The sequence below is a fragment of the Streptomyces sp. NPDC001508 genome, from assembly GCF_040298665.1.
Taxonomy (GTDB): Bacteria; Actinomycetota; Actinomycetes; order Streptomycetales; family Streptomycetaceae; genus Streptomyces.
The window spans coordinates 17679-43684 of the sequence record NZ_JBEPAP010000078.1; the positions used below are offsets into that span (position 1 = coordinate 17679).

Consider the following 26006-nt stretch of genomic DNA (forward strand, 5'->3'; position numbering starts at 1 on the left):
CCTACTGCTTGGACGCGGCCTGGCCGCCGGTGCCCTGGTCGTCGGACTTGGCCGCGGCCTTCACCTCGGACACCTCGTAGTCCTCCGGGAGGGCCCTCAGGCGCTTGGCCACGGCCGCATCCGAGGTCTCGAAGACCCCGCCCTCGAACCGGGCCCAGATGCCCTTGTCGTCCTGGAGAGTCAGCCCCCGGAACTTCGTGCTCTCGAACTTCGGCATGCTGCCGTCTCCTTACGTGAGGTCCTTGATCAGGCCGTGGTAGGACTCGGGGCCGTACTCCAGGCCGACCTCCCCGTACAGCTGCCACTTCTCGGCCGCGCCGACCTTGGCGAGCGGCTCGGCGAACAGCATGCCCTTGCCGGGGATCTCCAGCCACACCGGAGCGCACACCGACAGGTCCACGACCGCGATCTGCCCGGCCGGCATCCACCGGTTGAGCATCACGCCGAAGGTCCCGAAGTCCGTGACCAGCGTGTCGATGTTCACGCCGCCGATGTTGCGGGTCATGGTCGGCTGGTTCAGCGTCGCCGTGGAGTACAGGTTGGTGAGGTTCACCTTCTGTCCCGGCCCGGTCATCAGCACGGTCGAGTCCTGCGGCAGCTTCGCCCCGTTGCCGAACATCGTCGCCAGAGTGGCATCGACGATCGCCTTGGACAGGGCGCGGGCGGTGCCGCCGTTGGCGTTCACGTTCGTCGTGATCGCCGTGAGCAGACCGCGGGTCTTGCGCGCGGTCGCGTTGCTCGCCGGCTTGGCGTAGACACCCGTGAGGAACGACAGCTCGACGTCGACGGCCATCGACTCCAGCTCGGCGCTGATCTGCGCGGTCAGCTCGTCGTCCACGGCGCCGTCGTCCGAGCCGATGTTGATACCGGAATACATGCCGGTCGCCGCCTGCTTGGTGTAGGACACCTCGACCGCGGACTGGTGGATCTCCACCACGTTGGTGACGTTCGACCGGGACCGGGCCACGCCGGTCGGGGCGTTGTTGCCCTCGACAACGGAGTTGTTCGCGGCCGACGTGCGCCGGTCGGTGGTCTGCCACTCGAACTCGACACTCTTGGTGCGCTTCCCGCCGGACAGGCCGCCGATCGCGGCCAGGAACGGCGTCTCGGTCGGCGTGACCGAGTAAAGCTGTCCATGGTAGTTCGGCAGGTTGTAGGTCGTACCCTGCCCGCTGACTGCGGCCATGGCCGCTCCTTTCTCGGGTGAGGGCCCGGCCCGCGGCCTGCCCTACTTGGTGGGGGTCTTCAGCTCGCGCAGCTGCTGCGTCTTCAGCGCCAGCGCCAGCTTGTGATTGCCGTCCTTCTCCGCCTCGCTGATCTGCTGCGTGAGGTTCGGCGGCGTTCCCGGCCGGGCACCCTGCGCCGGGTCCGGCCGCGGTGTACGCGGGCCCGGCTCGGCGGCAGCCCAGTGCGGTTTCCGCGTCAGCAGGTCGTCCAGGGCCGCCGTGATGGCCGCAGCGTCGACCACGCCCTCACCGGTGACGTAGGAGCCGCTGCGCAGCGCCTCCACTGCGTCCAGGGGGTCCTGGAAGCGGCCTGCCGCAAGGGCTTCGACCTTCGCGGACACGGCAAGCCGGGTGGCCTGCTCGGCGCGGTCCTGGGCGGCTTTGAGGGCGTCCGCCTGCTTCTCGGCCTCGGTCTTGTCGCGGTCTTCGTACTCCTTGAGCCGCGCGGCCTGGTCCCTGGTCTGCTGCTCGGCGTCCCTGGCCCGCTTCTTCCACGCGGCCAGGGCCTTCTCCCCGGCCGGACCCAGCGGCGGATCGTCTCCGGTGCCGGGCTCCGGCGGCGTGGCCGGGTCGGTTACGGGTGCTGGAGGTGCGGCCGGGTCCGCGGCCGGGGTCGGCGGGTTGCCCGCGCCCGGGTCGATCGGCTCGGTAGGGGTCGGTGTGCTCATTACTGCTCCCGTTGCAGGAGGGTGGGACCGCCAGCATTGCGCCGGGGTCAGGTCAGGTAGCCGAAACGCCGCAGCATGGCCAGCGCTTCATCCCGGCTCTCGGCGAGCCGGAAGATCTCCTCGGGCATCAGGCGCGGCGTCCGCAGCCGGAAGTCCCGGCCGCGAGAGTCGACCAGGCCGCGGTCGATGGCACGGCGCCGCTCCTGCCGCCAGAACGCACCGCGGCGGGTGGCGCCCTCGCGGGTCGCCGCCACCCGGCGCCCGTAGGCGTCCGCGGTGTACATACCGCGGCGGGCGTTGACGACCTGCGCGATATCGGCGCCCTCCCGGATCGCACGGGCACCCGCCCTACCGAAGATGCGGTCCTGCTCGGCCGCCGAGAGCCGGCTGAAGTAGGCGTCCGGGTCCAGGAAGCCGCCGCCCTCGCCGAGCGAGCCGCGGCGGTGCTGGTTCCGGGCGATCAGCGTGGTCGGCAGGTGAATGCACTTGCACCGCGGGTGCCGCTGGAACCCCTTGTTCCAGCCGAACTCCTTGCCCGCCAGGATGATGCACCTGCTGCAGGCCGGCGGGTTGACCACCCGCACGTAGCCCTGGATCGTCCGCCGGCCCGCCATCGCCACCCCGGTCGCTCCGCGGCCCGCATCGGCTACCTGCGTCGCGGTGATCCGCAGCGCACTGGTCATCGCCCCGTGGAACGCGTCCTGCATGGACTGCCCGGCCAGCATCCGCACCTTCCAGTCGATGACCGGCTGATAGAGCAGCGACAGCAGCGGACGGCCGTCCGAGGCGATCCCCGCGAACGCGGACGGATTGACCCGTCCGACAGCCGCCGGATCAGCATGCTCGGCGGCCAGGACCTCATCCAGGTACGGGTCAGCGAGCCGCGCGGCCTCGGTCTGCGCCTCCACCACGGCGGCCACCAGGAGCGGCGACAGCTGCTCCCACGAGCCGGTGATGTCCGACCGGTTGATCTGCCGCCACACCGCCTGAACCCGGTTGGCCGCGCGCCGCACGAGAGCCTGCTGCCGCCGGTACTGGGCCAGCGCGACAGCGCGCAGTGCCTCGTCGACCACGGCCTACCCCGCCACGGCCGGGTCAGGCGGCCCGTCCGGTGAGGCGTTGGGCCCCGGCGCATACTCGGCCGCGTAGTCGGCGCCGACAACCCGGTCCAGAGCATCCCGGTCCATCTGCCGCATCCGCTGCCGCTGCACCGCGGTGTAGCCGAGATCCTCACGGGCCTGCTCGCGCGGCAGGATGTCCGCCTGGACCAGCTTGACAACGGCGTCTGCCTTCTGCGCGAACGTCGGAGTCGACGGGTCACGCCACAACGTCTCCAGGTTCCAGGACCGCGGATCCCAGCCGCCGTCGCGGAACCGCAGGATGAGCCTGTTCATGCGCTCGTAGGAGCCGCTGAACGAGTCCTGCCGCCGCTCGGCCCGCTTCACCAGGCGCGTCTCAGCGGACCGAATCGCGTCCGCGCTGGGCGGATTGTTCGTGTCCAGGCCCAGGAAGTGCGGCGGCTGCCCCGACAGCGCGGCCACAATCCGGGCCAGCAGCTCGATGGTGGAGTGGAAGTTCGACAGCTGCGCCTCGGGGAACTGGATCACGTCCGCGCCGCCGTCCTCGCCGGCGCCGCGCCGCTTGCCCATGGCCCAGATACGGCCGGCGATCCGGGACCACTTCGACACCGGGTTGCCATTGGCGTCCTTGAAGTCCTCTTCGTCGACGTTGAACGCCACCCGGCGCGGCATCGCGTGGAACTCGGCGGACACCATCATGTCCGATGCGATCTTGCAGGCCGCGTCAGAGACCGGGATGACGTCCGCCAGCTCCGAGACGCCGCCCGGCTTCATGATGCGGCCCCGGTTCACCAGCGGCACCACCGGGACCTCACCCAGCTTGTGCTCGTCCCGGCCGGTCTCCTGCCAGGACGTAACCGAGGTCTGCCTGTAGTAGACGGTCTTGTCGGGCAGGTACAGGGCCGCATACCGGTCAGTGACCGCGTCGGTCAGCGGGTCCTGCTCGTGCCACCGCTTCAGCGCCGCCCGCACCTCACGAGTCCGCGGGTCCCAGTCGACTTGCATCTGAAGCGGGGACTCGACCGTCAGCAGCGGCGTGGCCGCGTCCCGCTCGTTCGTCCCGACGACCAGGAACGAGCGGCGCATTACGAGCGCGTCGACGTGCGCCTGCTGGGACTTGTTGTCCATGTCGTTGGCCTGCCAGATCTTCCACAGATCGTCAGCCGCGGACTCGTCGTCGGCATACCGGAACCCCTCGACGTCCAGGCGCTCGTCAAGAGCATCCACCACCAGCCGGGGCCAGTTGATGACCACCTGTTTGAGCTGCTCCCCGAGTTCCTCCAGCAGCTCCTCATCGAGGTACGCCAGTGGCTGCTTGCCCTCGTAGTACCGGTTCAGCTCCTCCAGGCCGGACTGGAGGCCCTCATGGACACGAGCGAGATAGGCCACCCACTCAGCGGGGGTACGGTCCTTGGCCAGCACGGCAGCACCCCCTTCCCTCACAGGACGATGACGGTGGACTTCTTCTTCGGCTTGTTCAGGCCGGCCGCGATGGCGTCGCTGGCCGCCTCGTGAGTGACGACCGAGATGACGGCGAAGTCGATCTTCAGGTGGGCGGCGGCCTTCCGCAGGACGTAACGCTTCGCCGGCCGCGCAGCCTTACGGGCGTTACGAACATGGATGGACGTCGTCTCACAGCCGTCGTGCCGGAACAGGGTGTCCTTCTTCGTGACGTCCGTCAGAAGCTGCTCGCAGGCCGCGTGCATCTGCACCACGCGGTAGGTCTGCCACTCCGTGACGCGCTTCTCGCCGTAGCGGGCCTGCCAGGCGGCCATCTCGCTGGTCCAGTACGGCGGGTCGCCGTACATGCGGACCACGTCATAGCGCTCCATCAGTTCGTCCAGGGCCGCGTCGACCTCCAGGCGCGGCACCTGGCCGTCCCAGTCCTCCGGGTCCCAAATGCACGGCAGACCGTCCCCGTAGGTCGGGGTGAACTGGTAGCCGTCCAGTGTCTCCGCCCGGAACCCTGTCCAGTCGTCGACTTCGGACCCGTCGAATCCGAGGACCAGCCGGGTACCGTCGGGAACGGCCTCACGTGCGATCCGGGCGTCCCAGCGGTCCTGCTGAAGCCAGGTGCCCATACCGGCCGTGATCCGGTTGCCGTAGAAGCGCTCGGCCTCCGCCGGCTCCTTTTCCAGCAGTTCGAACGCCTCGCCTTCGATGGCGTCGAGGTCGATGTGCGAGCTGCCCCGGTAGACCGCGGCGTGGATCTTCCGGCGCTCGGTCTTCTTCTCGTAATCCAGGTCCTTGGGCGGCAGCCGGTGGAACCGGTACACGTCCTTGGCCTTGGTCTCCGCCGTCTTCTGTGCCACCGAATTTTCGGTCGGATCCCACGCGTTCGTCTGCTCCAGTGAGCGCCCCGACATGCCCGCCAGGCCACGGCGCTGCGTCGTGGCCACCTTCGTCATGCCGTTGCCCTCGGTCCAGATACCGGTCTCGTCCTGTGAGGCGAACGTGATCGGGTTGCCCAGACGGCTCTGGGCGCTGGAGGTAACGACATCGATCCGGCCGTCGTTCGGAAGCCGGATGAACTGCTCGCCGACCCGCATGATCTCCGAGAGCGGCCCATCGCGGATCATCTCCTGGAGTGGGCGGTAGGTGTTATCCGTCTGGTCCTCGGACGTCGCCGTGATCTGGATCAGCGGCTTGTTCCACGGTCGGCCCATCGGCTCGCCCTGCTCGTACTCGTACACCCAGCCGCAGCCGCACCGGTGGTCCGTGCAGCGGTACCTTTCGCCGCCGCGCGCCCACCCGCCGAAGAGCACAGGCCCGACCGCCTCGGCCGCGACGATGCTGGCCGCCCATGGGCCTTTGCCGGACTTCTGCGGCGCCACGGCCTGCGCCCGCCGGTAGTGGAACGCGGTCGCCAACTGGCCCAGCTCGGCGCTCGGCTTGACCCGGTACAGGTTCGCCGTGATCCGCAGCTGCCAGTCGTACATCTCGAACGGCAGCGGCGTGTCGTCAAGGCCGCCGACCGACTGAAGCCGGCAGTGCCGGGTGATCCAGTCCGGGACGACGAACAGCGTGGGGAAGTCGAACGACCAGGTGCCGTCGTCAGCCGCTACCACCGGCCACCGCCCTCAGCCGGGCGCGCGCCGAGGTCGGCGCGATCGTCGGCGCCTGCCCCGACGGTGCCTTGTCTTCCTCACCGGGGCGCTCGATGCGCCACCGGTTCGCGCGCATCCCCGGCGTGGACAGCCCGAGAGAGTCACCCATCTGCCGGACCAGCGTCGACAGGGCCACGGACGACTGCCGCCCCTCGGCCTCCGCGAACCGGCGCACATACAGCGCCACCTCCAGTTCCTGGCCGTACCGCTCCCACATCAGGGCCTGCGGCCTGGCCCACAGCTGCGACCACAGCCGTGACTCTCGCGCCGTCTTCCGTGTCAGGGGCCACTCGGGCGTTGCGCCCTGGCGGCCCTCGGCGGGCAGGATCGTCCACTCGCCAGCGTCCCGCTCACGCCGCAGCGCATCGGGATCAGGGGCGGGACCGGATCGTGTGCGTGCTCCGCCCTTCGCCATGTTGATCACTCCAGTTGGCCGCGTTGCGCGGCATCAGCGTCATCACATTGCGTGACGACGGAGCATGATCACCGGACCTCTGAACCCGGCAGACCAGGGAGCCACCTCCCCGGCGGTCCCCCGGATGATCTTGATTGGGGCATCCCCCCAGGGTGATCACCACTCCCTGTGACCATCGTTTCCGCAGCTCAGAAGCTCAGGCGTGACCCAGGGCTACGGGCGGGCCGAGCGGCGGCCTCGCATCGATGCAGGTCAGCGCCTCGGGAGGCGAGCCCAGAGCCGGGCCAGCCGCAGGACCAGTCGGCCGCGCCGGGTCCGGGACAGCTCCTGCTCGAAGTCGGTCCAGAGGCCGCGCACGGCCAGCTCGACGCCCGAGTACCGCAGCTCGTCGTTGCTCGGCCATGCGCTGCCGCTCACCCGTCGTCCTCAGGCGCTGTCCAGCCGAGCGCCTTGAGCGTGTCCGCTACGCCGTCGCCGAGCAGCACCTGTGTTTCCGTGCTGTCGACCGTGGTCACGTCGATCAGTTGGAGGTCGATGATGAGCTGCGGTGGCCCATCGATGCCGGCCTTGAAGGTCAGTCCTGTCACGCTGCGGGCGATGTCACGTCCGTCGATGAGGACTTGGCCGCGCGTGCCCTCGGTGCGGATCTCCACCTGGTGCTGGGTCATCGGTGCCATCCTCCAGGCTGCTCGGCTGCGGTGCTCTTGCTGTGGCACGAGGTGCACAGGCCGCGCCCGTGCTTCGGGTCGTTGGGGTCGAGGCCGGCGGCGACCAGGGCCCGGCGGTCCTGGGGGTAGTGGTCGGCGTGCCGGGAGGGCTGGCCGCACGGGTTGCTGTGTCCGTGGGCCTCGTCGGTGCAGACGCAGTTGGGGTCGCGCTGGAGGACGGGGCGGCGGAACCGTGTCTCGTGCTGGCGGTCGTATCCGCGTTGCCGGGCACTGCCGCGCCGCTGCTCGGCCGCCCGCCGGTGGGCGTCGCACTTGCCCTGCTGGGTGTACTCGGGGCAGCCAGGCGTCGAGCAGACTCGCCAGCGCTGGGACTTGGCCATGTCACCTCCGCTACCGTGTTCGCCCTTGGGGGTGGTGCAGATGAAGACGGACGCCGCTGTCGGTGTCGTGGCTGCGGGCGTGGTGCTGGTGCTCGCTGGGGTGTGGACTCACGTGTTCTGGCTGTTCCTGCCGGCGGCGTGTCTGATCGTCGGTGCTGTGGCGGCGACGTCGCGTCAGCGCCGGATGGGCCCGGATCCGGAGGTCACGCTCAGGCCGGGTGGCGATGGCCGTCCGTGGCGCAAGCCGAAGGGCTGAGGGTCAGGCGCTCTCTCGTTGGCGCAGGAGGTGCGCCACGTTGAGCCAGGAGTCGGCGAGTCCTTCGAGCCGTTCCATGAGCGGCAGGTTGGTCAGTTCGATCTCCGCGCGTTCCAGGAGCCGGGCTGCGTTGTCGATGGCCTGGTCCTCGGTGGGGATGGCCACGGTCACCTCCTGGCGTGGTGGGCGACGGCGCAGGCGGGTTGCCCTCTCCCGCGCCTCCCGGTCGCTACCCGGTCTCTGCGCCGTCGCCGGGCACGACGAAGCCCTCACCGTTTGAGTCGGTGAGGGCCTGATCGTGTGTCTGTGGTGCCTCGTGTGGGCACAGTTGTCCACGGCGATCGTCACACAGGGTCTGACCTGCGGTCAAGCGGACTGGCGTTGGTCGCGTTCGGCGGCGAGTGCGGTGACGTCTGTGACGGCGTAGTACGGGTATCGCTCTGTGCCGCCGGACCGCTGGAGGCGTCCGCGGTAGACGAGGTTGCGGAGAGCGCCAGCGCTGATGCCGCCGAGGACTTGGCGGGCCTGGTGAGCGGTGAGGTGGCCGGGGCGGATGTTCAGCGACTGCATGGCACCAGTGTGACTCAGGCGGCGGCCTCGGCCAGACGGTCCCTGGCGACTGTGGCGTACTGGGCGGACTGTTCGATGCCGACGAAATGACGTCCTTCCAGGAGTGCTGCGGCGCCAGTGGTGTCAGAGCCGGTGAACGGGTCGAGGACGATCCCGCCGGGTGGGGCTATGCGCACGAGTTGCTGCATGACGTCGAGCGGCTTCTGTGTGATGTGGAGCCGGCTGTTGCCGCGCGGCTGGCTCCCGGTGAAGTGGCCGGGCAGGTAGACGGGATCGTTGCCGGGGACCATGGCACCGTTGCTGCCCCAGACGATGAACTCGCAGTCCTGCTTGAGGCGGCCGGGCTGAGGGCGGGCGGCGGGCTTGTGCCAGGCGGCGACGCCGCGCCAGGTGTAGCCGGCGGCCTGCAGGGCGTCGGTGGTGGCGGGGAGCTGCCTCCAGTCGGTGAAGACCAGGGCGGCGCCGCCGGGCCGGGTGAGGCGGTAGCAGTGGGCGAGGATGAGGGCGAGCCATGCGGTGTAGGAGCGCTGGTCGCGGTTGTCACCGGTGAAGTCGCCGAGGTCGAAGCCGTGGTTACGGCCGCCTTCGGTGAGGTATTTCTCGCGGGCGGTGCGGCTGGTGCGCTCGGTCATGGTCCGGCCCCCGCTGTTGTACGGGGGATCGCAGATGACGGCGTCGGCTGGGTCTTTGAGGGTGGGGAGGATGGTGAGGGCGTCTCCGTTGTGGATCGTCCAGGTGGGCATTGTTGGCCTTTCGCCGGGTCGCATGCGCCGTAGGCGAGCGAGTCGTAAGAGCGATGGCCTGCACAGCTGAATGGTGTGCAGGCCATCACTCTGATTCCCGAACGTTTGTTCTATGTAAACCCGTGGGCGATCAGGTGCTCGAAGGAGCCAGCTCCGGGTGTGCCTCCAGGACGGCATCGGCGGTGGCGCGGATCGCGGCGCGCGCCGCAGCGTGGTTCTGCTCCTCGTTGTCCGGCGCGTTGAGCCTGGCGCGCAGGACGGCGAGGGCCTGGCGCAGACCGTCGTCGAGCGCCAGAACAAGGACGTCGCCATTGAGTGGCGCAGGCGGCTCTACCGGCGCATCGGCGGCGCGCAGGGCGTCCATGTCGCGTCGGATGGTGTCCTTGCCGACGCCGAGCTTGGCGGCGATGGCGCGCGCCGACATGCCGGGGTCGTGCGCCAGGAGTTGCGCCACCTTCGCACGGCGCGCGGTCATGGTGAGCGGCTGGCTCATTGTGCGCCACCCGCCGTCCGGTAGCCGGTGGCCGGCTTCTCGGTGAGGCGCGCTCGCAGATAGTCAGCGGACCATCCGGGGTCGTCGCCACGCTGGAGCACTCCTTCAAGGGCGACCCTGGCGTCCATGACGCGGTCGAGGAGGATGCGGTCGTGGATCTCGCCGTCGCCCACGGTGGCGGGGTACGGGATGGCGATGGCGTCGAGTACGGCCGAGAGGAGTGTGCGAAGCTCGCGGGCGGACTCGGGGAGGTTGGGGGTGGTCACCGGGTCACCACCTTGCGGATGGTGCCGGTGACGCCGGCTGCGGTGACGCGCACGGTGATCGTGCGGTTGCCGTGGCGGCGGATGATGCCCGCGGCGATGAGATGGCGGGACGTGGGGGAACTTGCGGCCCGTTCGGGCAGCGCGAAATGATCGGCCATAGCCGATGCCTCCTGGTGTGATCAGGATGGTTGTTGGTCAGGCCCCGGCCGGTGGTGGAGTCACCGAGCCGGGGCCGTCTTGTGTCCTTCGGCGTCGTGGAGTGACGCCGAGTGGCACTCCACTAATGTAGTCCCACCCGTGGACCGTGGCAATCCACTGTGGGAGAATTCCCGCTATGCCAGCAGGAGTTCACAAGAAGCAAGCCAGGACGTACCGCCCCGACTCACCGGAGCTGTACGAACAGGCGAAGGCTGCCGTGACTGCTGTGGGGTCCGACATGAACACCCACATCAACGCCTTCCTGCGCTGGCTCACGCATGGGACGGATGAGCTGCCGCAGCGCCCTCCGAAGCCGGAGTAGCCGACTCGGCGGGCTGGAAGTGCTGCAGCCGCGCCCAGTCCTGCGCGGTCGCATAGGTGTAGCCGCACCACCAACAGGCCAGCCGGGTCTGCCCCGGCAGGCGGGAGATCTGCGCCCCGCAGACCACGCCCTCGGCGGTGATGGCCACGCACGTCCCGAGCCGCTGTGTTCGCGGCGCCGGGTCACCGACGACCGTCCGGGCCTGCGCCTCCAGGGTCCACACCTCGCGGGCCAGGTCCCCGGCCGCCGGGTAGGCGGCGGTGATCCAGTCGAGTTGCTGCGCCAGCCAACGACAGTCCTCGGCCAGCCCTCCCGGGGGCGGCGCTCCCCGGTGCGGCCAGCGGACGCGCCGCACATCGATGCGCCACAACCTCATCACCTCGGCGGCGCGGCCCCAGTTCACCGTGTCCAAGACGTCCTCGTTGATTGGGGACTGCGGGCCGGCTGCCCCGTGTGTGGCCACGATCTCGCCCCAGCCGGAGCGGCGCGGCACCAGGCACTCGCCGACCTCGTCGTACAGGGCGGGTAGCTCGGCCAACCGCGCGGCCAGCTCCTCCCTGTGCCGGGTGCACAGGTAGCCGCTGGTCGCGTTTCCGCACAGTTCGCAGGTCACGGGGTGGTGCTCTCCTCGGGTTCGGCTAGGGCGGTGTGGCGGGTCTAGGTCAATCTGCGTTCCGGGGGTCGTCGGGCTCGGTCGCTTGGGTCGCTGCCGGGCCGGGCGCGGGCTCGTCGAGGGCGGCGTGTACCGAGTCGACGACCTCGCCTGCGGTGGAGACGGGCCGGTGTAGGTCGGGCCGGTCGCAGCACTGGTCGAAACCGCCGTGGCAGTCGGACTCGGTATCGCCGCTGGCCGGGCAGTAGTAGACGGTGGCGCCGGGCTTGCACCGGTGTTCGGTCTGGCCAGTCATCGGTTCCTTCCGTGTGGCGTGACGATGGTCGTGGTCGGGGAGGTCGAGGCTGGCGACGAGCTCGTCGAAGCGCTGGCGCTCGTGTTCGATCAGCGCGGCGTCGTCGGCCGCCGGGCCGGAGGACCCGGGACGGGTGCATCGGTGGTCGTGGGCCTGGCCGTGGGAGTGGTGGGCGAGCAGGCAGCAGGGGACCAGGGGCGGCGGGTTATCGCCGGCAGCGTGGCGGCGGGCCCACTTCTGCTCGAGGGCGTAGCGCTGGTGCCGACGGTGTTCACGGATGGCGGCTTCGGTGAGGACCAGGACGCCGATGCCCAACACCGCGGCCTGCAGGGGCAGGCCGCGGAGGCCGGAGGCGATGCCAGCGGCGGCCAGGAGGACAGCGCCGACGGAGGCGGCGTGCTGGTAACGGCGTCGGGGCATCATGCTGCCTCCCGGTAGTTCTTTGAGGTGCTGCGTCGGGTGGCCCGGGCGAGACGCCCTGCGCGGAGCTGGCCGTGTGCCCAGGACGGGCCACAGAGGCGCCGCCACAGGCTGGTGCACAGCCGCCAGATGACTGTGGTCAGCGCCAGGAGTGCGAGGGTGGCGAGCGCGGCCAGGACGGTGAGCCAGGCGAGGAAGCGCCAGCCGAGGGCGAGCAGGGCGTCGATGGCCTCGAAGACGATCACGACGGCTGCGCCCCGTCCTGCCGCGCTTCCTCGGCGGTCCGGTAGTCGACGGGATCAGATGGCGGGTTCGTCATGGGCACAGGTCCTCCGAGGCTTCGCTGAGGGGGAGTTGGGTGTCGGCGATGGGGACGGGCTGGGTGAGCACGGCGCGGATGCGGGTGGGGTCGCGGCGTAGCGCGGCGCGCTGCTCGGGGCGGAGCTTGCGCCAGCAGCGGGACCCGATCCGCCGGCCGATGGCGGCCGTGGAACGGATCGGCTTGTGGCACAGCGCGCAGTCGACGGGTTCAGCCACCGCTGCCCCCGGCCGTGGTCGGGCTGCCGGCGTTCTTCCAGGCGTCGACGACCGTCTTCGGGATGCGGCCGCGGTCCGGGCAGTCGATTCCGTTGGCCTTTGCCCAGGCACGCACGGTCGCGGCGTCGTAACTGGGCGACGCGCGGCGGCCCTTGGCCTTGGGCGGGTTCAGCTCGGCCTCGCGGCGGGCGATGTCGGCGAGCCGCTGCTCCAGCCGTTCCCGCTCGTCGATGATGGAGGTCAGTTCGCGGTCTGCGGCGTGCCGGGTACGCAGACCTTCCAGGGCGGCCCGGGCGCGCGCCGCCTGGTCCCGGATGTCCCGGTCGGGGTGAGCGTCAGCCCACTCCAGGAGTTGTTCCTCCGGCAGCGGGCCGGCGGGGTCGTCGGGCTGGGGGACGGCTGCCAGGGGCGCCGATGCGGGGGCGGGTGCGGTGGCCATGGGTGGTTCCTCGTAGTTGTCGGGGATGCGGAGGCGGTTGTCCCGGGCGGCCTGCGGGCCGCCCGGGCGGTCGATCTCGTCCAGCAGGTTCGTGAGGGCTCGAACCGTCACGGGCTTCTTGGGCCGGGCTCGGCGCAGTACGACGTCGGTGAGGTGGGCGCCGGCGATGCAGTCGCGTTCGCCGCAGTTGCTGCGCACGCGGCCCTCGGGCGGGCGCCCGTGGTGCTGCTCGAACACCACGTGCCGGGGGTTGAACCTGCGGCCCTCCGCGTAGAGCTGGGGCAGACGGCCGGCCATCGGGCCGGTCCAGCGGACGTGTCCGTCGCCGTACGGTTCGGTCGACGCTGCGAGGCCGTCGGCCTTCGTCCGCGCCTGCCCGCCTCCGGTGCGCCCGGACGCAGGCAGATCGGCTCTCTTCCGGATGGCGAGGATTGTCGGGGCGCTGATACCGACCTCGGCCTTGATCTCGTCGTACGACGCCCCGGCGCGCATCAGCTCGGCGGCGCGCCGTTCGTTCTCGGCGCGCCGCTCGGGCGAGTACCGGAAACCGGGACCGGTTTGGCGCGGAACGCCGAACGTGTCACGGCTGGCGACGACCACCCGGTGGGAAACACCCAGCTGCTTCATGACCTGGCGCTGGCTGGCACCCTGCTGCAGCAGCTCGGCGATGTCCTTGCGCGGCACCGTGGCAGGCGCCTTGGCGCGCCGAGGTGCGGGCGGGGCGGCCGGCGGGGGCGGTGCGGGTGCCGTCTTACGGCGGGGCTTCTTCTTCGCCGGCGGCGGCGTGTCTGCGGGACCGCCCGGGGTGCTGGCGGTGTCGGCGGTGAGGAGTTCACGGAGTCGGCCGATCGCCTGCACACGGCCGGCCGGGAGGACGGGCAGCGCGCGGCGCTCTTTACGGGTGAGGCCGCCCCAGACTCCGGTCGGCGCGTCGGATTCGAGGGCGTCGTAGAGGCACTCGGCGCGCACCGGGCAGCCGCCGCGGCAGAACGCCTGGGCTGCCGTGCCGTCGGATTGGTGGAACAGGTCGCGGTGGCCGCCGCCGCATGCTGCCTGCCCGTGCCAGTCCGCCGAAGAGGAGGTACTCATGCCGGGCCGTCCAGTGGGCCGGTCTCGTCGGTGAACAGATCGAGCTGGTCGTTGAGGAGACGGTTCGCCCACAGCACTTCGGTCCGGGTCTGCTCCGTCTTCGCGTTGCCGGTCGTGGTCTGCTGCTCGTAGCGGTGCCAGCCCGCATACAACTCGTCATAGAGCGGGCTGTGGTAGCCGGAGAGGACGACCGCGGCCCGGCAGTCTGCGAGCGCGGCCGCCAGCTCCCGGTGCTCCGTCTCGCCGCGCATCTCTGCGCCGTACCGGTCGCGGTGGCTGCGGGTGGTACCGAGATATGGCGGGTCGACGTACAGCAGCACGTCGGGCGCGGCGCCGTACTTCCCGACCATGGTGAGAGCGGGCAGGCACTCCAGGCTCACGGACGCGATCCGCTCGGCCGCTGGCAGCAGCCGCTCCCGGTAGGCGTCGAGGTGGTCGGGCATGCTGAAGCTGGAACGCGACGTGGTGGTGTAGTGCCTCCAGCCGCTGCGCCGCATCATCCCGCCGCGGCCCTGCGACAGCCGCACCCACACCCGACGTGCCTGCTCCACCTCGTCCTTGGCGGGCTCCCATGCCCCGGTCAGCTCGGCGCGGGCGTGCGGGGTCAGTTCACAGGCGCGCAGCAGATCCGAGGGACGGTCGCGCAGGACGCGCCAGAAGTTGACCAGGTCCCCGTCCAGATCGTTGACGGTCTCCATCGGGGACGGCCGCTTCGCGAGGAGGACGGACAGGCCGCCGGCGAACGGCTCGACGTAGTGCCCGTGTTCGGGCAGCAAGGACACGATCCAGTCAGCGAGGCGCTGTTTCGATCCGAAGTAGGGGACGGGCGGCTTCATCGGGTCCACTGCCAGGTGCCGGGGCGCACGATGGGGCGGCGGGTCCTCGAGGCGGCCCTCGGCCGCGGTCGGGTGGGTCGGTTGGTGCAGGTCGCGGCGTGGGGCATGGCCTGCCACTCGCCGCCCTCCAGGCGGTCCCGCTCGGCGGTGAGGACGCGGACCTTGAGCGTGCCGGTGTGGTCCGTGCGCGCGGCGAGGTTGCCGGTCGGGTCGGGGTCGGCGTTGACGGCCTGGCGGCGGCCGTTCACGGTGATCGCCCACCGGATCCGGGCCGTGTGGCAGTCGGCGCACAGGACGATGTCGTGGTCACTGGGCATGAGTCCTCCGGTCGCTACCGGTCTCGTCGTGATGGGTGCGGCCGGTCAGGAGTGGGAGCGTCCTGAGATGGCCGTAGATGTGCAGGGCGACGGCGGGCCCCAGGTCGGCGATCGCCGACCGGATCTCTTCGTCGCCGACGTGTTCGCGTTCGCGGTAGGTGGCCTTCGGCGGCAGCGGCCGGGAAGGCGGCAGCACCAGCTCCAGGCGCGGCCCGGACACCGCGGCGGCGGGCAAGGCCTCGTCCCGGGCGGCGAGTTCGCCCAGGAGCCGGGCCTGGTCGCGGCCGGCTGCCCGGTGCCGCTCGGCGACCGGGCGCTCGGCCTCAGCCGATGGTTCGCCCTGGGATGCCCCGCCGCGCTGCCCTCGCTCGGCGAGTTGGGCGTCCCGGCGGGCCCGGGCGGCGGCGACCTGCCGGTTGACCGCGCAGATCTCGCAGTCCTCGCCGGTCGGCCAGATGGTGCCGGTTTCGCAGCGTGGGTCGCCGCAGCCGTGGCGGACCAGGGCGGCGCCGATCAGCCAGCGGCCGATGTCCTGGATCGGTTCGGTGCACGCGTAGCGGCGGGTGATCCGGTCGGTCAGCCGGTCCTCGCTGCCCGCGGGGGCGTCGAGCTGGGCGCCGATCTCGCGGGCGATACGGCGCAGCACGTAGGGCCGGATGCCGTCGAGTTCGTGGCGGACGGGGGCCAGGACGCGCCAGATCCGGGGGGACAGTTGCAGGCCGGGACCGGTGTAGGCGGGGCGGCCGGCGGGCGTGCCCGGGCCAGCGGTTCCGGCATCCGGGCGCAGCCCGAGACCGGCCGGGCCGGACGAGTCCCGCGCGGAGTTATCCACAGGATGCGCGGCCCACTTACGGTCACCTCGCCTACGGCGGATACCCCCACCCAGCTCCGTCTCATCACGTCGGTCAATCTGCGGGTCTTCCTTAGACGCGAGGGATCCGTCACCAAGATCCGAACCGGATCCGTCCTCAGTGACCGGTGCCGGGTCGTTCCACAGGGCCAGTTGCTCGACGGCCGTCGGCTCCTCGGTGGTCGCGGCTGGGGCCGGGACGGTGCGTAGCGGGTGGCGGTGGGTCTCGTAGGCGTGGCGGCCCTGCTCGCCCTCGCGGCGGTGCACGGTGAGCCAGCGGGTGGTCTCCAGCTCGTCGACCAGGCGCCGGACCTGCCGCTCCCCAAGGTGCTCACCGGCACGCTGGCCGGTGTGGTGGAAGAGCATCTCGCCCAGCTCGGCCACGGTGACCGGGAGACGGCGGGCGGTGGTGTAGGCGAGGAGCGCGTACAGGCGCAGCAGCCGCGGTGTGAGGGCCTCGGCCGCGCGCACCGGTATCCGCACCCACAGCTCCCCCTCGGTGAGGGGACGGGTGATGCGGTGGGCGGACTCGCCGGTGCCGCCGCGGGCGGTCTTGCGGACGGTGGGGACTTCGACCAGGCCGTCGATGGGGTCCGGCTGGGTGAGCGGGCGAAGGCCCCGCTCGACTGCGGACTTGGACATGCCGAGGTAGGTGGCGAGGGTGACGACCTTGGCGCGGCAGCCCTCCGGACGGAGGGCCAGGGCTGCGATCTTGACGTAGACGCTCAGGGCCGTATCGGGGTACTGAGCGCCTGCGACCAGGCGCAGGGGGACCTTGACCGTCAGTCCGCCGCCGTCGCGCGGGCGCGCGCCCTCGGCCGCGCGGGGCGGCTGGGCGTGCGGTGCAGCCGTAGGGGCTGCGAGCGCGACGGCGGACATCAGGATCCTTCGGGGGCGGTGTGTCAGGCGGACGGGGTGGTGTCGGGGCGGCAGGTGTGCTCGCGTCCCTTGGTGAGGAAGCCGGCCTCGCAGCAGGCGGCGCGGGCTGCTGCGCGCTCGGCCAGGCCGGCGGCGAACTGCTCGATGCCCTCGTCGCGCGCGTTGAGCAGCTGCTGCATGAACTCGTCCGCGGCGTCCTTGCCGAGAGCGACATGGATGGAGGCGAGGGCGGCACCGAACAGGTCGGGCGCGGCACAGGTCGGCAGGATGATGCCGATGTCTTCACCGGTGTCGTCGTGCTCGCTGAAAAGGTGCATGGAGATCGTGGGGGTGCCGTGGGAGCAGAGGCGCTGGAAGTTCAGGCCGGCACCGCCGCCGGTGGCGGGGAAGATCCGGCTGGGGGTTGTGGTGCGGAATTCCATGACGGGCTCCAGTGAGTGGTGCGCTGGGCGGGCGAGGTGTGGTCGTCGCCCGCCCAGCGGTCAGCGGGTGGTGCAGGCCGGGTAGGCGGAGCCGCGGCGGCAGCGGTCGTAGACCGTGGAGGACACGTCGAACTCGTGGGCCTGGCCGTGCCGGTCGCGGGTGGTCAGCTCGTACTCCCAGCCGCACGACCGGGTCTTCTTCGTGCCGTGCCGGGGCGTGGCCGTGTGGCAGTCGTAGTCGCGGTCCTTCGCGACGACCTGTCCGGCCGGGCCCTGCGGGTGGCCGTCGCTGCACGCGGTCAGCAGCAGCGCGGTACCGGTCAGCGCCGCGCCCAGCACGGCGAGGGCGCGCCTCACAGGACGCCCAGGGCGCGGGCGGCGGGGAGCCAGGTGGCGAACTCGCGGGTGAGGCCGTCGTAGACGACGCTGTCGCGGAGCTGGCGGGGCGCGGGGCCGGCGTGGCAGTAGGAGGCGTTGTCCACGGCGCGGCCGGACAGGTCGTCCAGCCGCTGCAGGAAAGGGACCTTGTCACGGCCGAAGCCGAGGAAGGACCAGAAGACCGGCAGCTTCGAGACGCGGGCGAGGTAGTCGGCGGTGGCCCGGGCGTCCTGCGGGACTCCATCGGTCTGGAAGATCACGAGTGCCGGGTCGGTGGCACCGGAGTTGCGGTAGTGCTCGACCACCGCGGCCATCGCGGGCTGGTACTGCGTGCCGCCCATCGTGGGCTCCCCGCCGAACAGCGCGTGCTGCTCGGCGACGACGCCCTGGTAGTCGCCGAGGTGGACGCCGACGACCGGGTACGGGCGGGAATCGAACATCAGCAGCGGCACCACGCCGTCGTCGTCCAGGTTCACCGACAGCCCCAGGGCCTGCTCAGCGAGATGCTGCACACTGCCGTCCGCGTAGTAGCCGCGCATGGAGTACGAGCGGTCGATGACGAGATAGACAGCGGCGCGGCTGCCGGACAGTCCCTGCTTGCTCAGCGATACGGCGGCGGTCTTGGCCAGCGACACCAGGCCCGGGGCCTGCGCTTCGACCTTGGCGAGATCAATCACGTTGGATTCCTTGGATGTTGATGCGGGTGATGCGGGTGATGCGCCGGCGGGCGGGAGGCGAGGGCATCGCCCGCCCGGCGGGCTCGGTACGGACCGCGGTCAGGAGGAGGCGGTGGCCTGGATGGCGGTCTGGGCGGCGCGCTCGCGCAGCTGGTGCAGGACGGCGGCGGGAACAGCCAGGTCGAGGACCAGGGCGCCCTTGCGGGGGCCGGACTTGATAGCGCGGCGGTGGAGCCAGCCGCGCTGGGTGAGGATCTCCAGCTGGACCAGGACCTGGCTGGCGGTCAGGCCGGTGGCACGGGCGAGTTGCTCGGCGCTGGGCTCGCGGCGGGTGGGGATGCGGCCGGTGCGGAAGTTCGCGTAGCTGAGGAGTGTGAGCGCGGTGAGGCGGGTGTTCGGTGTCATGCCGCTGATCCGGATCGCCGACTCGAAGACGCCACGGATGCGTTCGCCCTCGCGGAGGCGGCTCGGGGCGATGGCGTCGGCGGCCGTTACCGGAGGAGCGGGCGTCGGCTCGGGCTCCGTCGCCGTGGCCGGTGCCTGCGCGGCTGCCGGGCGGGACGGCCGGTGCCTGCTCGGCGCCGGGGGCGGGGTGGGCTTGGGGGGCTGGCGGCGGGCGAGGTCGCGGGGGCTGGGTATGGCGGTCATCGTGTTGGGTCCTCGTGCTTGGTGCCGGTCATCCCGGATGCCTCGTCAGCGGTGTCGGTTGGGGGCTGGCGGTAGATGGGCCAGCCGGGGCCGGGCGGTGTCTCGGGCCGCCCGGCAAGGGCGTTGGGGGTGTGCAGGGCGCACCGCCAGCCGCAGGGGTAGAGGCGCGAGCCCGGCGCGTGGTCGGTGCCGGGGATCCCGCACAGGCCCTCCGCGCCGGGGCGCCGGTCGTCCGTCGTCACTCGGGGGTGTCCGGCTCGTCGTGCTCGTCGGGCTCTTCCTGGACGGGGCCGGGTACCTCGTCGTCCCACACGTCCGCCAGGCCGTCGTCGGGCCGTTCCAGCGGGCGGCGCGCGTTCCACGCGGCGAGCGCGACGGACCGGCGGACGTAGCCCAGCCAGGGGCCGGGATCACCGTTCGTGCCGAACGCCTTGACGGCGAAAGCGGTCGAGTCGCGGGCACTGCGGGTGTGCTCGCGCAGCTGCGGCAGCGGGGCGGGGAGGTCCTGGTCGTGCGGCGTGTGCGTGTGGGCCTCCAGGTAGTACTGGTAGCGGCCCTCCGGGTCGCGTTGCTGGCTGGCGGTGCGCAGCTGCACGGCGTGCGCGATGCTGCATGCCGGCTGGTAGCTGAGGACGCGCGGCTGGGGTCCGGCGTCCACGTACACGGTGTCGGCCGTGCACCAGTGCTCCTCGCCCTCGGCATGCGGGCAGACCGCGCCGCGTGTGGTCGGCTCGTGCACGTGCTGCAACTCGTCGTGGCACCACCGCACGACCCGGAACGCGGTCTTCCTGCCGCAGCCCTGGACCCAGCAGCGCTTGTACTGGGCGTAGCGGTCGTACTCGCAGCTGTCGCAGTTGCAGCCGCCGCCGCAGTTGCAGCCGAGGTCGTTGCCGTACTCGTCGGTGCCGGCGCAGCCGCACAGGTCGTCTTCGTCGTCCTGGTCGGCGGCGTCGCCGTATCCCGGGTCGCCGGGCAGGAGGGTGCCGGGGGCCCAGGCCCGCATCAGGGTGCGGGCCGCGGCCTCGATCTCCTCCGCCGTCGGCACCGGTACGGGCGTGGGCGTGGTGGTCTCGGTCATGACGCTCCGATCGGGGGAGAGAGGGCGGTGAGGGCGTCGGCCCAGGCGGCGTCGGGGTCGGCCTGGGCGGCGTGCTGTTCCCACAGGCCGACCAGGCCGTTGACCGACCGTCCCTGCGGGGTGCGGCCGATCGCCCGGCCGCACCGGCAGGCGCCGACGAAGTCGTGGCCCTTGCGCTGCAAGACCAGCGCGTGAGGAGTGGACGTCGTCCCCGGTGTGCCAGCGGTTGTGCTGTCGGCGGGGATGTCCTTCTCCTCGGCCTCGGCCCGGGCGAGGTCCTCGTTGATTGCCGCGGCGAGGACCTCGGGCGTCGCCGTCCACGTCGGGACCGTGGTGCCGGGCCCGAGCAGCTGCACGACGGAATCGCGCAACTCGTAGGCCAGCGGCAGGCGTACGGCCTCGGGGTGACGCAGCCGGGCGGCGATGATCTCCAAGCGGGACTTCACCGCACACCGCCCGGGCGCACCGGGACGGCACGCAGCTCGGCACGGGTGCGGGCGAGGACCGTGCAGCGGCCCGGGCAGTACCAGTGCGCGTCGGCGCCGTCGGCGGCACCGGCCACCTGGACCATGCCGCCGCCGGGTGGGGCCTGGTCGTCGGCGGGGGTACCGCAGCAGGTCACCGGGCATGCCTCGAACGGGGCGACGGGGGCGGGCGGCCGGCTCTCGCCGGTCATGCCGCCGTTCCACGCGAGCCGGGCCTTGCGCTGGCGTGCGCTGGTCTCGGGCAGGCGCGGGCGCTGCGCGCGGGGCCGCATCAGTCCTCACCGTCCTGGGGCGTGCCGTCCGGGATCAGGACAGCGACGGCGATCAGCACGACGGCCAGGAGCGAGACCAGGAACAGAAGGAAGACAGCCATCAGCTCTCACCCCCGCTGGGGGCGTGCGCCTGCTCGAACCTGGCCAGCTTCTCGGGGTCCGGTCGCCAGTCGCCGTCCCGGTGGGAGGCGAAGCGGCTCAAGTGGCCCCAGTAGTAGGAGCGTTCCTGGTGGCGGTACATCTCCGGCGGCGTGGCCTTCAGCCAGCGGCGGATGATCTCGTAGCCGACCTTCGCGGAGATCTCGCCCGCCTGCTTGTCATCGTGCGGGGCGGGGTTCGCCTGGGCCAGGTGCCACAGCATGGCCAGACGGGAGTCCGGCTCGCGCTGCAGCTCGGAGAGGTCGACGCCGATGCTGATGGTGACGTTCGTGTCGCGCTTCATCGGACGGCCACCACCAACGGACGCTGCGAGCCGTCGGTTCCGGCGGCGGCGATCCAGTCGGCGGCCCCAGTTACGTCGGCGAGGCCGGCCGTACGGTGCCGCCAGCGGAGGCTGTGCACCTCGTGCTCGCCCCGGTCATCGGGCACCGCGGCGGCGATCCACCGCTGGGTGCCCTCGGCCTCCCGGTAGACGGTGACGATCCCGTACAGGCTGGCCCGGGTCGGCGGATTGGGGTCCCGCGTGACGAGGTATGCGTGCGGCTGGTGCTGGGCGGTGGCGGGTTGCCCGGGCCACAGCCACAGGTCACCGTGCTGGCGGGGCGGCTGGCCCCAGCCGGTCACCGAGGTCGTGGTGCACCGGGCCCCGGCGCCCTCGGCCGCCATGGTGTAGACGGTGTGGCAGCTGCGGCACAGCAGCCGCAGCTGGACCCGGCCGAACGTGTCGGCATGGCCGCAGGTCTCGTTCGGGCAGGCGTGGTGCTGCTCGCCGGTCGGGAGGATCCGGGCGCCGGTGTCGTAACGCAGCTCCGCCACGTCCCAGGCCGGGCTGGCACAGTCGACGGTGTGGGTGAGCGGCTGCCACCCGAGGTAGAGGTCTTCGATCAGATACACGGTCAGGTTCCCTTGCTGTGGCGTGCATGCTGGGGCTGCACGCGGGTGAGGGGCTGCGTCTCGTCCAGGGCCGGGAGGCCGGCGTGCCTGCGGCGCGCGCGGCGCGGGGCGTAGGAGGGGAGCGCGGGAGGGCACGGGCGGGGCGTGGGGCGGGCGGCCCAGCAGTCGGGCAGCCGACCCTCGTCCAGCACCGTCTTGAGCAGGACCAGGACGGCGCCGGCGGTGCCGGTGCCGATGACCGCGCAGGCCAGCCACTCGGCGGTCGTGGCCGGGCCGGTCACGGCGCCGCCGGTGCGGTCACGCCCATCAGCCGGGCCGCCGCCCGGTCGGCGAGCAGCGCGGACACACCCTCGCCGCGGAGCTGGACGGTGACGCCCTTGCAGGTGCCGGTGGCGGTGACCGCATCTCCGTCGGTGACGACGGAGGCGAGCGCGATACCCAGTTGTGCTGTCCACCAGCGCCAGCAGTCCAGGGACTGCGGGCGGACGGTGATACCGAGCGTGCCCGCGTCGGGGACCTCGGTGCTGACCACGTCGTACTGGGTCGAGCGGAGCCGGTCGGCCAGCGCGGCCGCCGGGGAGCCGAGGTCGACGTCGAGACCGACCCGTACGGTGCAGCCCGCGAACTCCGACTCCTCGAACTCCCCTGCCGAGGTGTCGGCGACGGCGTACCGGACGGGGCTGTCGTCGCCGACGTCGGCACGGGCCTCGGCGATCAGCGCCCGCACGGGCCCGGTGAGTTCGACGGCCAGGGCCTCGAGCTGGCGGGCGTCCAGGGGCAGGTCAAGCAGCTGCGCGGCGAACTCGATAGCGGAGTGCAGCTTGAGCGGAACGTGCCGCGGATCCCGGGTCACTGGCCACCGCCGACGGTGTCAGCGGGCGTCGGGATGACGGCGGGGACGCGGGCGACGACGCTGGAGGCGAGCGGTACCGGCTGCATGGACAGGGAGGAGCCGCCGGGCGGCGTGACGAGGACGACCGCCGGGATCTGCTGCAGGAGCTGGTCCGCATCCTCGCGGCTCGCCAGCGCGCGGGCGATCACCGGGATCCCGTCCGTATGCGTGCGGACCTCGATCCAGGTGCGGGTCTCCTCGTCCTCGCGGACGGGCTCGCTGTCCAGGAGGGCCGCGGTGTTGAGGACCGCGAGGCCGGCGGTCAGGCCCGTGCCGAAGTGCAGGCGCACGCCGAAGATGTCGGTGCCGGGCTCGCGTCGCGTCTCCGTCGAGTCCGGGAGGTCCTTGACGCTGGCGATGATGCGGTCGGCGAGGGACCTGGCACGCATGTAGGAAGCGCGCGGATCGTTGGGGGCGGTCTGTTCGGTAGTCTCAGCGGACACCGGTGACTCTCTTTCTGTGGGTAGAGGCGCCGGGTCGTGGGGTCGCCAGGCCGGGAAGTCGGGCGGCCCTGCGGCGCATCAGGGGTTCAGGCAGCCGCGCGGAGCGGCTTGCGGGCCCGGACTCGCCGGGCCTCGATGTACCGAGCGAGCGATTCCTCGGGAATGCGGATCCCGGGCCGGGTGCCGGTGCCGACCGTGACGACGTCCAGGTGGCCGGCGGCGACGATGTCGTAGACCGTCGGCCGGGACACGTCGAGCCGACGGGCGGCCTCGGACGGCTTGAGAAGCTGTGGGGCCTTCACGCTGTCGCCGTAGTGTTCGGCTGAACACTTGACATTTTGGGCATGCTGACGGCCTGCGGGACCTCGAAGGTGTCGTCGAGGTCCATGTCGAGGCGGTTGCAGATCCGCTCGGCGAGCTTGTGGGTGCAGGTCTTGATCTTCCCGGTTTCCAGCAGGCCGATCATCGTGTGAGAGCAGCCCACGAGGGCGCCGAGGTCGCGTTGCGTGTAGCGCATGCGCTTGCGCCGCCTCTTGATCGCGTCCGGGTTCCTGAGCCGCATCCACGTGGCCTTTCGCTTGCGTGATCGAGTGCGCCTCATGATGACCCCCTTCCGTTCCGTTTGGCAAGTAGACGGCTGAACACTAAACGCTCCTTGCCAGGTTGGCAAGGAGCATGAGGTGATGACTGCCTAGCTCGCGACTCGCGCGCGTACTCTGTGCGTCGAATTACTTGCCAACTGCCTCGGTTGCGAACTGTGGAAACGGGGCCCGACCCGTCAGATTGGCGACATGACGACGACCGACCTCGCACGGCTCATCAAGGACCGCCTCGCAGCCCTCGATCTGAGCTACCGGACAGCCGCTGCCCGATCCCGCGGCATGCTCACCCCCGCGAACCTCAGCGCCATCGTCACGGGCAAGCACGGCGGAAAGCTCACGGAGCGAACCATCGATGGTCTTGCTCTCGCCCTGGGGCTCCCGCGCGCCGACATTGAGCGCGCGGCCGGCATCTACCGGGAGCGACCGGCTGAGCCCTTCAAGCTGCCCGAGGAGTTGAACCGGCTCAATCGGAAGGAGCGGGCCCTGCTGGAGCAGATGGGGTTGGCGCTGCTGGCCGCTCGTGAGGAGGGGCGCCAAGGGGCGGTCGTGCCGGAGGTGGGTGCGGTCGAGGCCGGGGCGGTGCCGGAGTTGTCGCCGGAGGAGATCGAGTCCGTGGTGATCGAGCGGAAGGGGAAGCCGCCGTTTGCGGTGGCCCGGCCGCGGGCGTTGGGGCCGATGAGTGAGCACGAGCGCCGCCAGCACATCGCGCGGGTGGAGCAGTTGGAGGAGGAGATGCGGCGTGGGGGGAGCGGTCGGGCTCAGAACGCGCCGTGATCTTTTCGTAACACCTGTCGGTTACGGATGGTGACGCCGCGACCCGATCGCGTCAAAAGTGGAATGTGAAGATCCCTACATATTTCCTGACCTGACGTTTACCTTTAACCCCCGTAGACCCAGGGGGGTTTCGTGAGCGACGCACCACGTCGCGCCATGTCTGCGCGGGCTCTGCCCGTAGGCGCGATCGGCTACATGATCAGCACCGAATACGGCCCGGTATCCGTCCTCTCCGCTGGCTGGGGGACCGAAACCGCCACAGAGGCTTCAGAGGGCATGTACAACGCTCTTTATGAGGCCCATCCGGGCCCACGCGCGCGAGCGCGCATCCGAAAAGTCAGCTGAACAGCCAAGGGGGGGACATGGCTTACATCCGGCAACTGCCATCAGGGAAGTGGCAGGCAACCGTATGGGTCATCCCGAAGAAGAAACGCGACACCGAAACCTTCCCCATGAAGAAGATGGCGGAACGGTGGGCGCGAGACCGAGAGGTCGCCATCGCGGCCGGCACCTGGCGGGACCCTAAAGCGGGGCGTGCCACCATCGGTGACTGGGGCCGAGAGTTCCTCGACGCCATGGTCGTCGAGCCCGGCACCCTCTACAACTACGAGGGCTACTGGCGACGCAACATCGAGCCCCACTGGGGGGATTGGGCGCTGGCCGACCCCACGCCGCTGCACGTGCAGCAGTGGGTCAAGGACATGGCCCGCAACGGCCCCGGTGCCCCGACCGTGCCCAAGGTGTACTCGCTGTTTGCGCAGATGATGAAGGCTGCCGTCCTGAACAGGAAGATCACCCACTCGCCGTGCGAGGGGATCGACCTGCCGACGGTGCCGCACGGCGCACACCGGTACTTCACCCAGCCGGAGGCCGATGCCATTCTCCACGAGTTCCGAGACAAGCGCACGGTCCACGCCATGGTCGAGCTCGGTCTGTACAGCGGTCCGCGGTATGGGGAGATTGCCGCATTGCGCATTGACCGCGTTCAGTGGACGCGCGGGCACATTGCCATCGTGGACAACTGGACGAAGAGGGGGATCAGGCCGTATCTGAAGACGTCGAAGAGCTACCGGGAGGTACCCGTACCGGAACACGTGATGTTCCAGTTGGCCGAGCTGGCGAAGGGCCGCCCCAGGGACGGCCTGATGTTCCCGGGCCCCGGTGGCGGGGCGCTGAAGTACCCCACGTTCTGGGAGGTGCACTGGAAGCCGGCGCTTGTGCGGGCGCGTACGTGCCTGCACACCTGCGGCAAGGATGAGAAGGGGAACCCGGCATGCGTCAATCCGAAGGACCACGCAGTCGAATACGCGAAGCCGCATACGCTGCGGCACACGGCGGCGAGCTGGTTGGTGATGGACGGGGTGGACCTGTACCGGGTGCAGCATTTGTTGGGCCATGAGTCGTATGCGACGACGCAGCGTTACGCGCATCTGGCGCCGGAGGCGGCGGAGCGCATCACGGAGGCGTGGGGGCGAATCACTGCGGGCGCTCGTGACGCACGTGTGACGCATACCCCTTCTGGGGGTAGCAAAAATAGGCCGCTTGAGCTGGTAAAACGCCGGTCTGCTTCTGGAGCCTGATGCATCACCACTGGATGTTCCAGGCGGAGAACGGCT

Annotated in this window: 42 protein-coding genes; 3 read left to right on the forward strand and 39 right to left on the reverse strand. The window is 70.9% G+C overall.

Annotation, left to right across the window (positions count from 1 at the left end; all coding sequences use genetic code 11):
• Position 1: 1 nt before the first annotated feature.
• From ABT245_RS40400 to ABT245_RS40445, 10 genes are all read right to left on the reverse strand, one after another.
• A complete protein-coding gene (locus ABT245_RS40400; RefSeq protein ID WP_351744444.1) occupies positions 2 to 217 on the reverse strand; it encodes a hypothetical protein in 216 nt (71 codons plus the stop codon).
• Positions 218 to 229: 12 nt separating this feature from the next.
• Positions 230 to 1186: an SU10 major capsid protein gene (locus tag ABT245_RS40405; protein WP_351744446.1), complete on the reverse strand. Its 957-nt coding sequence runs from the start codon at positions 1184 to 1186 to the stop codon at positions 230 to 232.
• A 42-nt stretch (positions 1187 to 1228) separates the two neighbouring features.
• Positions 1229 to 1894 (reverse strand): hypothetical protein, encoded by a 666-nt coding sequence (locus tag ABT245_RS40410; RefSeq protein ID WP_351744448.1) that lies wholly within the window; start codon positions 1892 to 1894, stop codon positions 1229 to 1231.
• Positions 1895 to 1941: 47 nt separating this feature from the next.
• A complete protein-coding gene (locus ABT245_RS40415; RefSeq protein ID WP_351744450.1) occupies positions 1942 to 2967 on the reverse strand; it encodes a VG15 protein in 1026 nt (341 codons plus the stop codon).
• A 3-nt stretch (positions 2968 to 2970) separates the two neighbouring features.
• Positions 2971 to 4395: a phage portal protein gene (locus ABT245_RS40420; protein ID WP_351744453.1), complete on the reverse strand. Its 1425-nt coding sequence runs from the start codon at positions 4393 to 4395 to the stop codon at positions 2971 to 2973.
• Between the two features lie 17 nt (positions 4396 to 4412).
• The gene (locus ABT245_RS40425) at positions 4413 to 6041 is read right to left on the reverse strand and encodes a hypothetical protein (RefSeq protein ID WP_351744455.1); all 1629 of its coding nucleotides are present in this window, start codon (positions 6039 to 6041) and stop codon (positions 4413 to 4415) included.
• Positions 6028 to 6495 carry a hypothetical protein gene (locus ABT245_RS40430; RefSeq protein WP_351744458.1) on the reverse strand — a complete coding sequence of 156 codons (468 nt, stop codon included), beginning with the start codon at positions 6493 to 6495 and terminating at the stop codon, positions 6028 to 6030. Before ABT245_RS40430 ends, ABT245_RS40425 begins: the two co-directional genes overlap by 14 nt.
• 252 nt (positions 6496 to 6747) lie before the next feature.
• On the reverse strand, positions 6748 to 6912 hold the full coding sequence (locus tag ABT245_RS40435; protein ID WP_351744461.1) for a hypothetical protein: 165 nt from the start codon (positions 6910 to 6912) through the stop codon (positions 6748 to 6750).
• On the reverse strand, positions 6909 to 7163 hold the full coding sequence (locus ABT245_RS40440; protein WP_351744463.1) for a hypothetical protein: 255 nt from the start codon (positions 7161 to 7163) through the stop codon (positions 6909 to 6911). The genes ABT245_RS40435 and ABT245_RS40440 overlap by 4 nt, the downstream gene beginning before the upstream one ends.
• Complete coding sequence (locus ABT245_RS40445) at positions 7160 to 7543, reverse strand: holin (RefSeq protein WP_351744466.1); 384 nt, start codon at positions 7541 to 7543, stop codon at positions 7160 to 7162. The genes ABT245_RS40440 and ABT245_RS40445 overlap by 4 nt, the downstream gene beginning before the upstream one ends.
• Before the next feature lie 40 nt (positions 7544 to 7583).
• On the opposite strand from ABT245_RS40445, the gene ABT245_RS40450 reads away from it, so the two are divergent.
• Complete coding sequence (locus tag ABT245_RS40450; RefSeq protein ID WP_351744468.1) at positions 7584 to 7799, forward strand: hypothetical protein; 216 nt, start codon at positions 7584 to 7586, stop codon at positions 7797 to 7799.
• A gap of 3 nt (positions 7800 to 7802) precedes the next feature.
• Here ABT245_RS40450 and ABT245_RS40455 read toward each other — a convergent pair whose 3' ends face one another.
• The 29 genes from ABT245_RS40455 to ABT245_RS40600 form a co-directional block, all read right to left on the reverse strand.
• Complete coding sequence (locus tag ABT245_RS40455; protein ID WP_351744470.1) at positions 7803 to 7964, reverse strand: hypothetical protein; 162 nt, start codon at positions 7962 to 7964, stop codon at positions 7803 to 7805.
• 201 nt (positions 7965 to 8165) lie between these two features.
• Positions 8166 to 8369: a hypothetical protein gene (locus ABT245_RS40460; protein WP_351744473.1), complete on the reverse strand. Its 204-nt coding sequence runs from the start codon at positions 8367 to 8369 to the stop codon at positions 8166 to 8168.
• A 14-nt stretch (positions 8370 to 8383) separates the two neighbouring features.
• The gene (locus ABT245_RS40465) at positions 8384 to 9112 is read right to left on the reverse strand and encodes a DNA-methyltransferase (protein ID WP_351744475.1); all 729 of its coding nucleotides are present in this window, start codon (positions 9110 to 9112) and stop codon (positions 8384 to 8386) included.
• A 130-nt stretch (positions 9113 to 9242) separates the two neighbouring features.
• A complete protein-coding gene (locus ABT245_RS40470; protein ID WP_351744478.1) occupies positions 9243 to 9605 on the reverse strand; it encodes an HTH domain-containing protein in 363 nt (120 codons plus the stop codon).
• Positions 9602 to 9871, reverse strand: coding sequence for a hypothetical protein (locus ABT245_RS40475; protein ID WP_351744481.1), 270 nt, complete (start codon positions 9869 to 9871; stop codon positions 9602 to 9604). The genes ABT245_RS40470 and ABT245_RS40475 overlap by 4 nt, the downstream gene beginning before the upstream one ends.
• The gene (locus ABT245_RS40480) at positions 9868 to 10029 is read right to left on the reverse strand and encodes a hypothetical protein (protein ID WP_351744483.1); all 162 of its coding nucleotides are present in this window, start codon (positions 10027 to 10029) and stop codon (positions 9868 to 9870) included. The genes ABT245_RS40475 and ABT245_RS40480 overlap by 4 nt, the downstream gene beginning before the upstream one ends.
• A 312-nt stretch (positions 10030 to 10341) precedes the next feature.
• Complete coding sequence (locus tag ABT245_RS40485; RefSeq protein WP_351744486.1) at positions 10342 to 11004, reverse strand: hypothetical protein; 663 nt, start codon at positions 11002 to 11004, stop codon at positions 10342 to 10344.
• A 49-nt stretch (positions 11005 to 11053) separates the two neighbouring features.
• Complete coding sequence (locus ABT245_RS40490) at positions 11054 to 11722, reverse strand: hypothetical protein (protein WP_351744489.1); 669 nt, start codon at positions 11720 to 11722, stop codon at positions 11054 to 11056.
• Positions 11719 to 11964 (reverse strand): hypothetical protein, encoded by a 246-nt coding sequence (locus ABT245_RS40495; protein WP_351744492.1) that lies wholly within the window; start codon positions 11962 to 11964, stop codon positions 11719 to 11721. The genes ABT245_RS40490 and ABT245_RS40495 overlap by 4 nt, the downstream gene beginning before the upstream one ends.
• A gap of 70 nt (positions 11965 to 12034) precedes the next feature.
• Positions 12035 to 12256, reverse strand: a complete 222-nt coding sequence (locus ABT245_RS40500) for a hypothetical protein (protein WP_351744494.1) — start codon at positions 12254 to 12256, stop codon at positions 12035 to 12037.
• Positions 12249 to 13784 (reverse strand): WhiB family transcriptional regulator, encoded by a 1536-nt coding sequence (locus tag ABT245_RS40505; protein WP_502982294.1) that lies wholly within the window; start codon positions 13782 to 13784, stop codon positions 12249 to 12251. The genes ABT245_RS40500 and ABT245_RS40505 overlap by 8 nt, the downstream gene beginning before the upstream one ends.
• A complete protein-coding gene (locus ABT245_RS40515) occupies positions 13781 to 14620 on the reverse strand; it encodes a DNA adenine methylase (protein ID WP_351744497.1) in 840 nt (279 codons plus the stop codon). Before ABT245_RS40515 ends, ABT245_RS40505 begins: the two co-directional genes overlap by 4 nt.
• Positions 14617 to 14937, reverse strand: a complete 321-nt coding sequence (locus tag ABT245_RS40520) for a hypothetical protein (protein WP_351744500.1) — start codon at positions 14935 to 14937, stop codon at positions 14617 to 14619. Before ABT245_RS40520 ends, ABT245_RS40515 begins: the two co-directional genes overlap by 4 nt.
• Positions 14927 to 16666 carry a hypothetical protein gene (locus tag ABT245_RS40525; RefSeq protein ID WP_351744502.1) on the reverse strand — a complete coding sequence of 580 codons (1740 nt, stop codon included), beginning with the start codon at positions 16664 to 16666 and terminating at the stop codon, positions 14927 to 14929. Before ABT245_RS40525 ends, ABT245_RS40520 begins: the two co-directional genes overlap by 11 nt.
• A gap of 23 nt (positions 16667 to 16689) precedes the next feature.
• A complete protein-coding gene (locus ABT245_RS40530) occupies positions 16690 to 17088 on the reverse strand; it encodes a hypothetical protein (RefSeq protein WP_351744505.1) in 399 nt (132 codons plus the stop codon).
• Positions 17089 to 17148: 60 nt separating this feature from the next.
• Positions 17149 to 17445, reverse strand: a complete 297-nt coding sequence (locus ABT245_RS40535) for a hypothetical protein (RefSeq protein WP_351744507.1) — start codon at positions 17443 to 17445, stop codon at positions 17149 to 17151.
• A complete protein-coding gene (locus tag ABT245_RS40540; protein WP_351744509.1) occupies positions 17442 to 18143 on the reverse strand; it encodes a VWA domain-containing protein in 702 nt (233 codons plus the stop codon). Before ABT245_RS40540 ends, ABT245_RS40535 begins: the two co-directional genes overlap by 4 nt.
• A gap of 99 nt (positions 18144 to 18242) precedes the next feature.
• The gene (locus ABT245_RS40545) at positions 18243 to 18791 is read right to left on the reverse strand and encodes a hypothetical protein (protein WP_351744511.1); all 549 of its coding nucleotides are present in this window, start codon (positions 18789 to 18791) and stop codon (positions 18243 to 18245) included.
• Positions 18788 to 19033, reverse strand: a complete 246-nt coding sequence (locus tag ABT245_RS40550) for a hypothetical protein (RefSeq protein ID WP_351744513.1) — start codon at positions 19031 to 19033, stop codon at positions 18788 to 18790. Before ABT245_RS40550 ends, ABT245_RS40545 begins: the two co-directional genes overlap by 4 nt.
• On the reverse strand, positions 19030 to 19869 hold the full coding sequence (locus ABT245_RS40555; protein ID WP_351744516.1) for a hypothetical protein: 840 nt from the start codon (positions 19867 to 19869) through the stop codon (positions 19030 to 19032). The genes ABT245_RS40550 and ABT245_RS40555 overlap by 4 nt, the downstream gene beginning before the upstream one ends.
• Entirely contained in the window at positions 19866 to 20315 is a 450-nt protein-coding gene (locus ABT245_RS40560) for a hypothetical protein (RefSeq protein WP_351744519.1), read from the reverse strand. The genes ABT245_RS40555 and ABT245_RS40560 overlap by 4 nt, the downstream gene beginning before the upstream one ends.
• Complete coding sequence (locus ABT245_RS40565) at positions 20312 to 20626, reverse strand: hypothetical protein (RefSeq protein ID WP_351744521.1); 315 nt, start codon at positions 20624 to 20626, stop codon at positions 20312 to 20314. Before ABT245_RS40565 ends, ABT245_RS40560 begins: the two co-directional genes overlap by 4 nt.
• A gap of 100 nt (positions 20627 to 20726) precedes the next feature.
• Positions 20727 to 21068, reverse strand: coding sequence for a hypothetical protein (locus ABT245_RS40570; RefSeq protein ID WP_351744524.1), 342 nt, complete (start codon positions 21066 to 21068; stop codon positions 20727 to 20729).
• Positions 21065 to 21679: a hypothetical protein gene (locus ABT245_RS40575; RefSeq protein WP_351744527.1), complete on the reverse strand. Its 615-nt coding sequence runs from the start codon at positions 21677 to 21679 to the stop codon at positions 21065 to 21067. The genes ABT245_RS40570 and ABT245_RS40575 overlap by 4 nt, the downstream gene beginning before the upstream one ends.
• 2 nt (positions 21680 to 21681) lie before the next feature.
• Complete coding sequence (locus ABT245_RS40580; protein ID WP_351744530.1) at positions 21682 to 21960, reverse strand: hypothetical protein; 279 nt, start codon at positions 21958 to 21960, stop codon at positions 21682 to 21684.
• Entirely contained in the window at positions 21957 to 22532 is a 576-nt protein-coding gene (locus ABT245_RS40585) for a hypothetical protein (protein ID WP_351744533.1), read from the reverse strand. The genes ABT245_RS40580 and ABT245_RS40585 overlap by 4 nt, the downstream gene beginning before the upstream one ends.
• On the reverse strand, positions 22529 to 23014 hold the full coding sequence (locus tag ABT245_RS40590; RefSeq protein ID WP_351744535.1) for a hypothetical protein: 486 nt from the start codon (positions 23012 to 23014) through the stop codon (positions 22529 to 22531). The genes ABT245_RS40585 and ABT245_RS40590 overlap by 4 nt, the downstream gene beginning before the upstream one ends.
• A gap of 86 nt (positions 23015 to 23100) precedes the next feature.
• The gene (locus ABT245_RS40595; protein WP_351744538.1) at positions 23101 to 23316 is read right to left on the reverse strand and encodes a helix-turn-helix domain-containing protein; all 216 of its coding nucleotides are present in this window, start codon (positions 23314 to 23316) and stop codon (positions 23101 to 23103) included.
• Positions 23313 to 23615, reverse strand: coding sequence for a helix-turn-helix transcriptional regulator (locus ABT245_RS40600; protein WP_351744541.1), 303 nt, complete (start codon positions 23613 to 23615; stop codon positions 23313 to 23315). The genes ABT245_RS40595 and ABT245_RS40600 overlap by 4 nt, the downstream gene beginning before the upstream one ends.
• 190 nt (positions 23616 to 23805) lie before the next feature.
• Here ABT245_RS40600 and ABT245_RS40605 point away from each other — a divergent pair, with 190 nt between their 5' ends.
• Complete coding sequence (locus ABT245_RS40605) at positions 23806 to 24390, forward strand: hypothetical protein (RefSeq protein ID WP_351744543.1); 585 nt, start codon at positions 23806 to 23808, stop codon at positions 24388 to 24390.
• Between the two features lie 362 nt (positions 24391 to 24752).
• Positions 24753 to 25970, forward strand: coding sequence for a tyrosine-type recombinase/integrase (locus tag ABT245_RS40610; protein ID WP_351744546.1), 1218 nt, complete (start codon positions 24753 to 24755; stop codon positions 25968 to 25970).
• Positions 25971 to 26006: the final 36 nt, after the last annotated feature.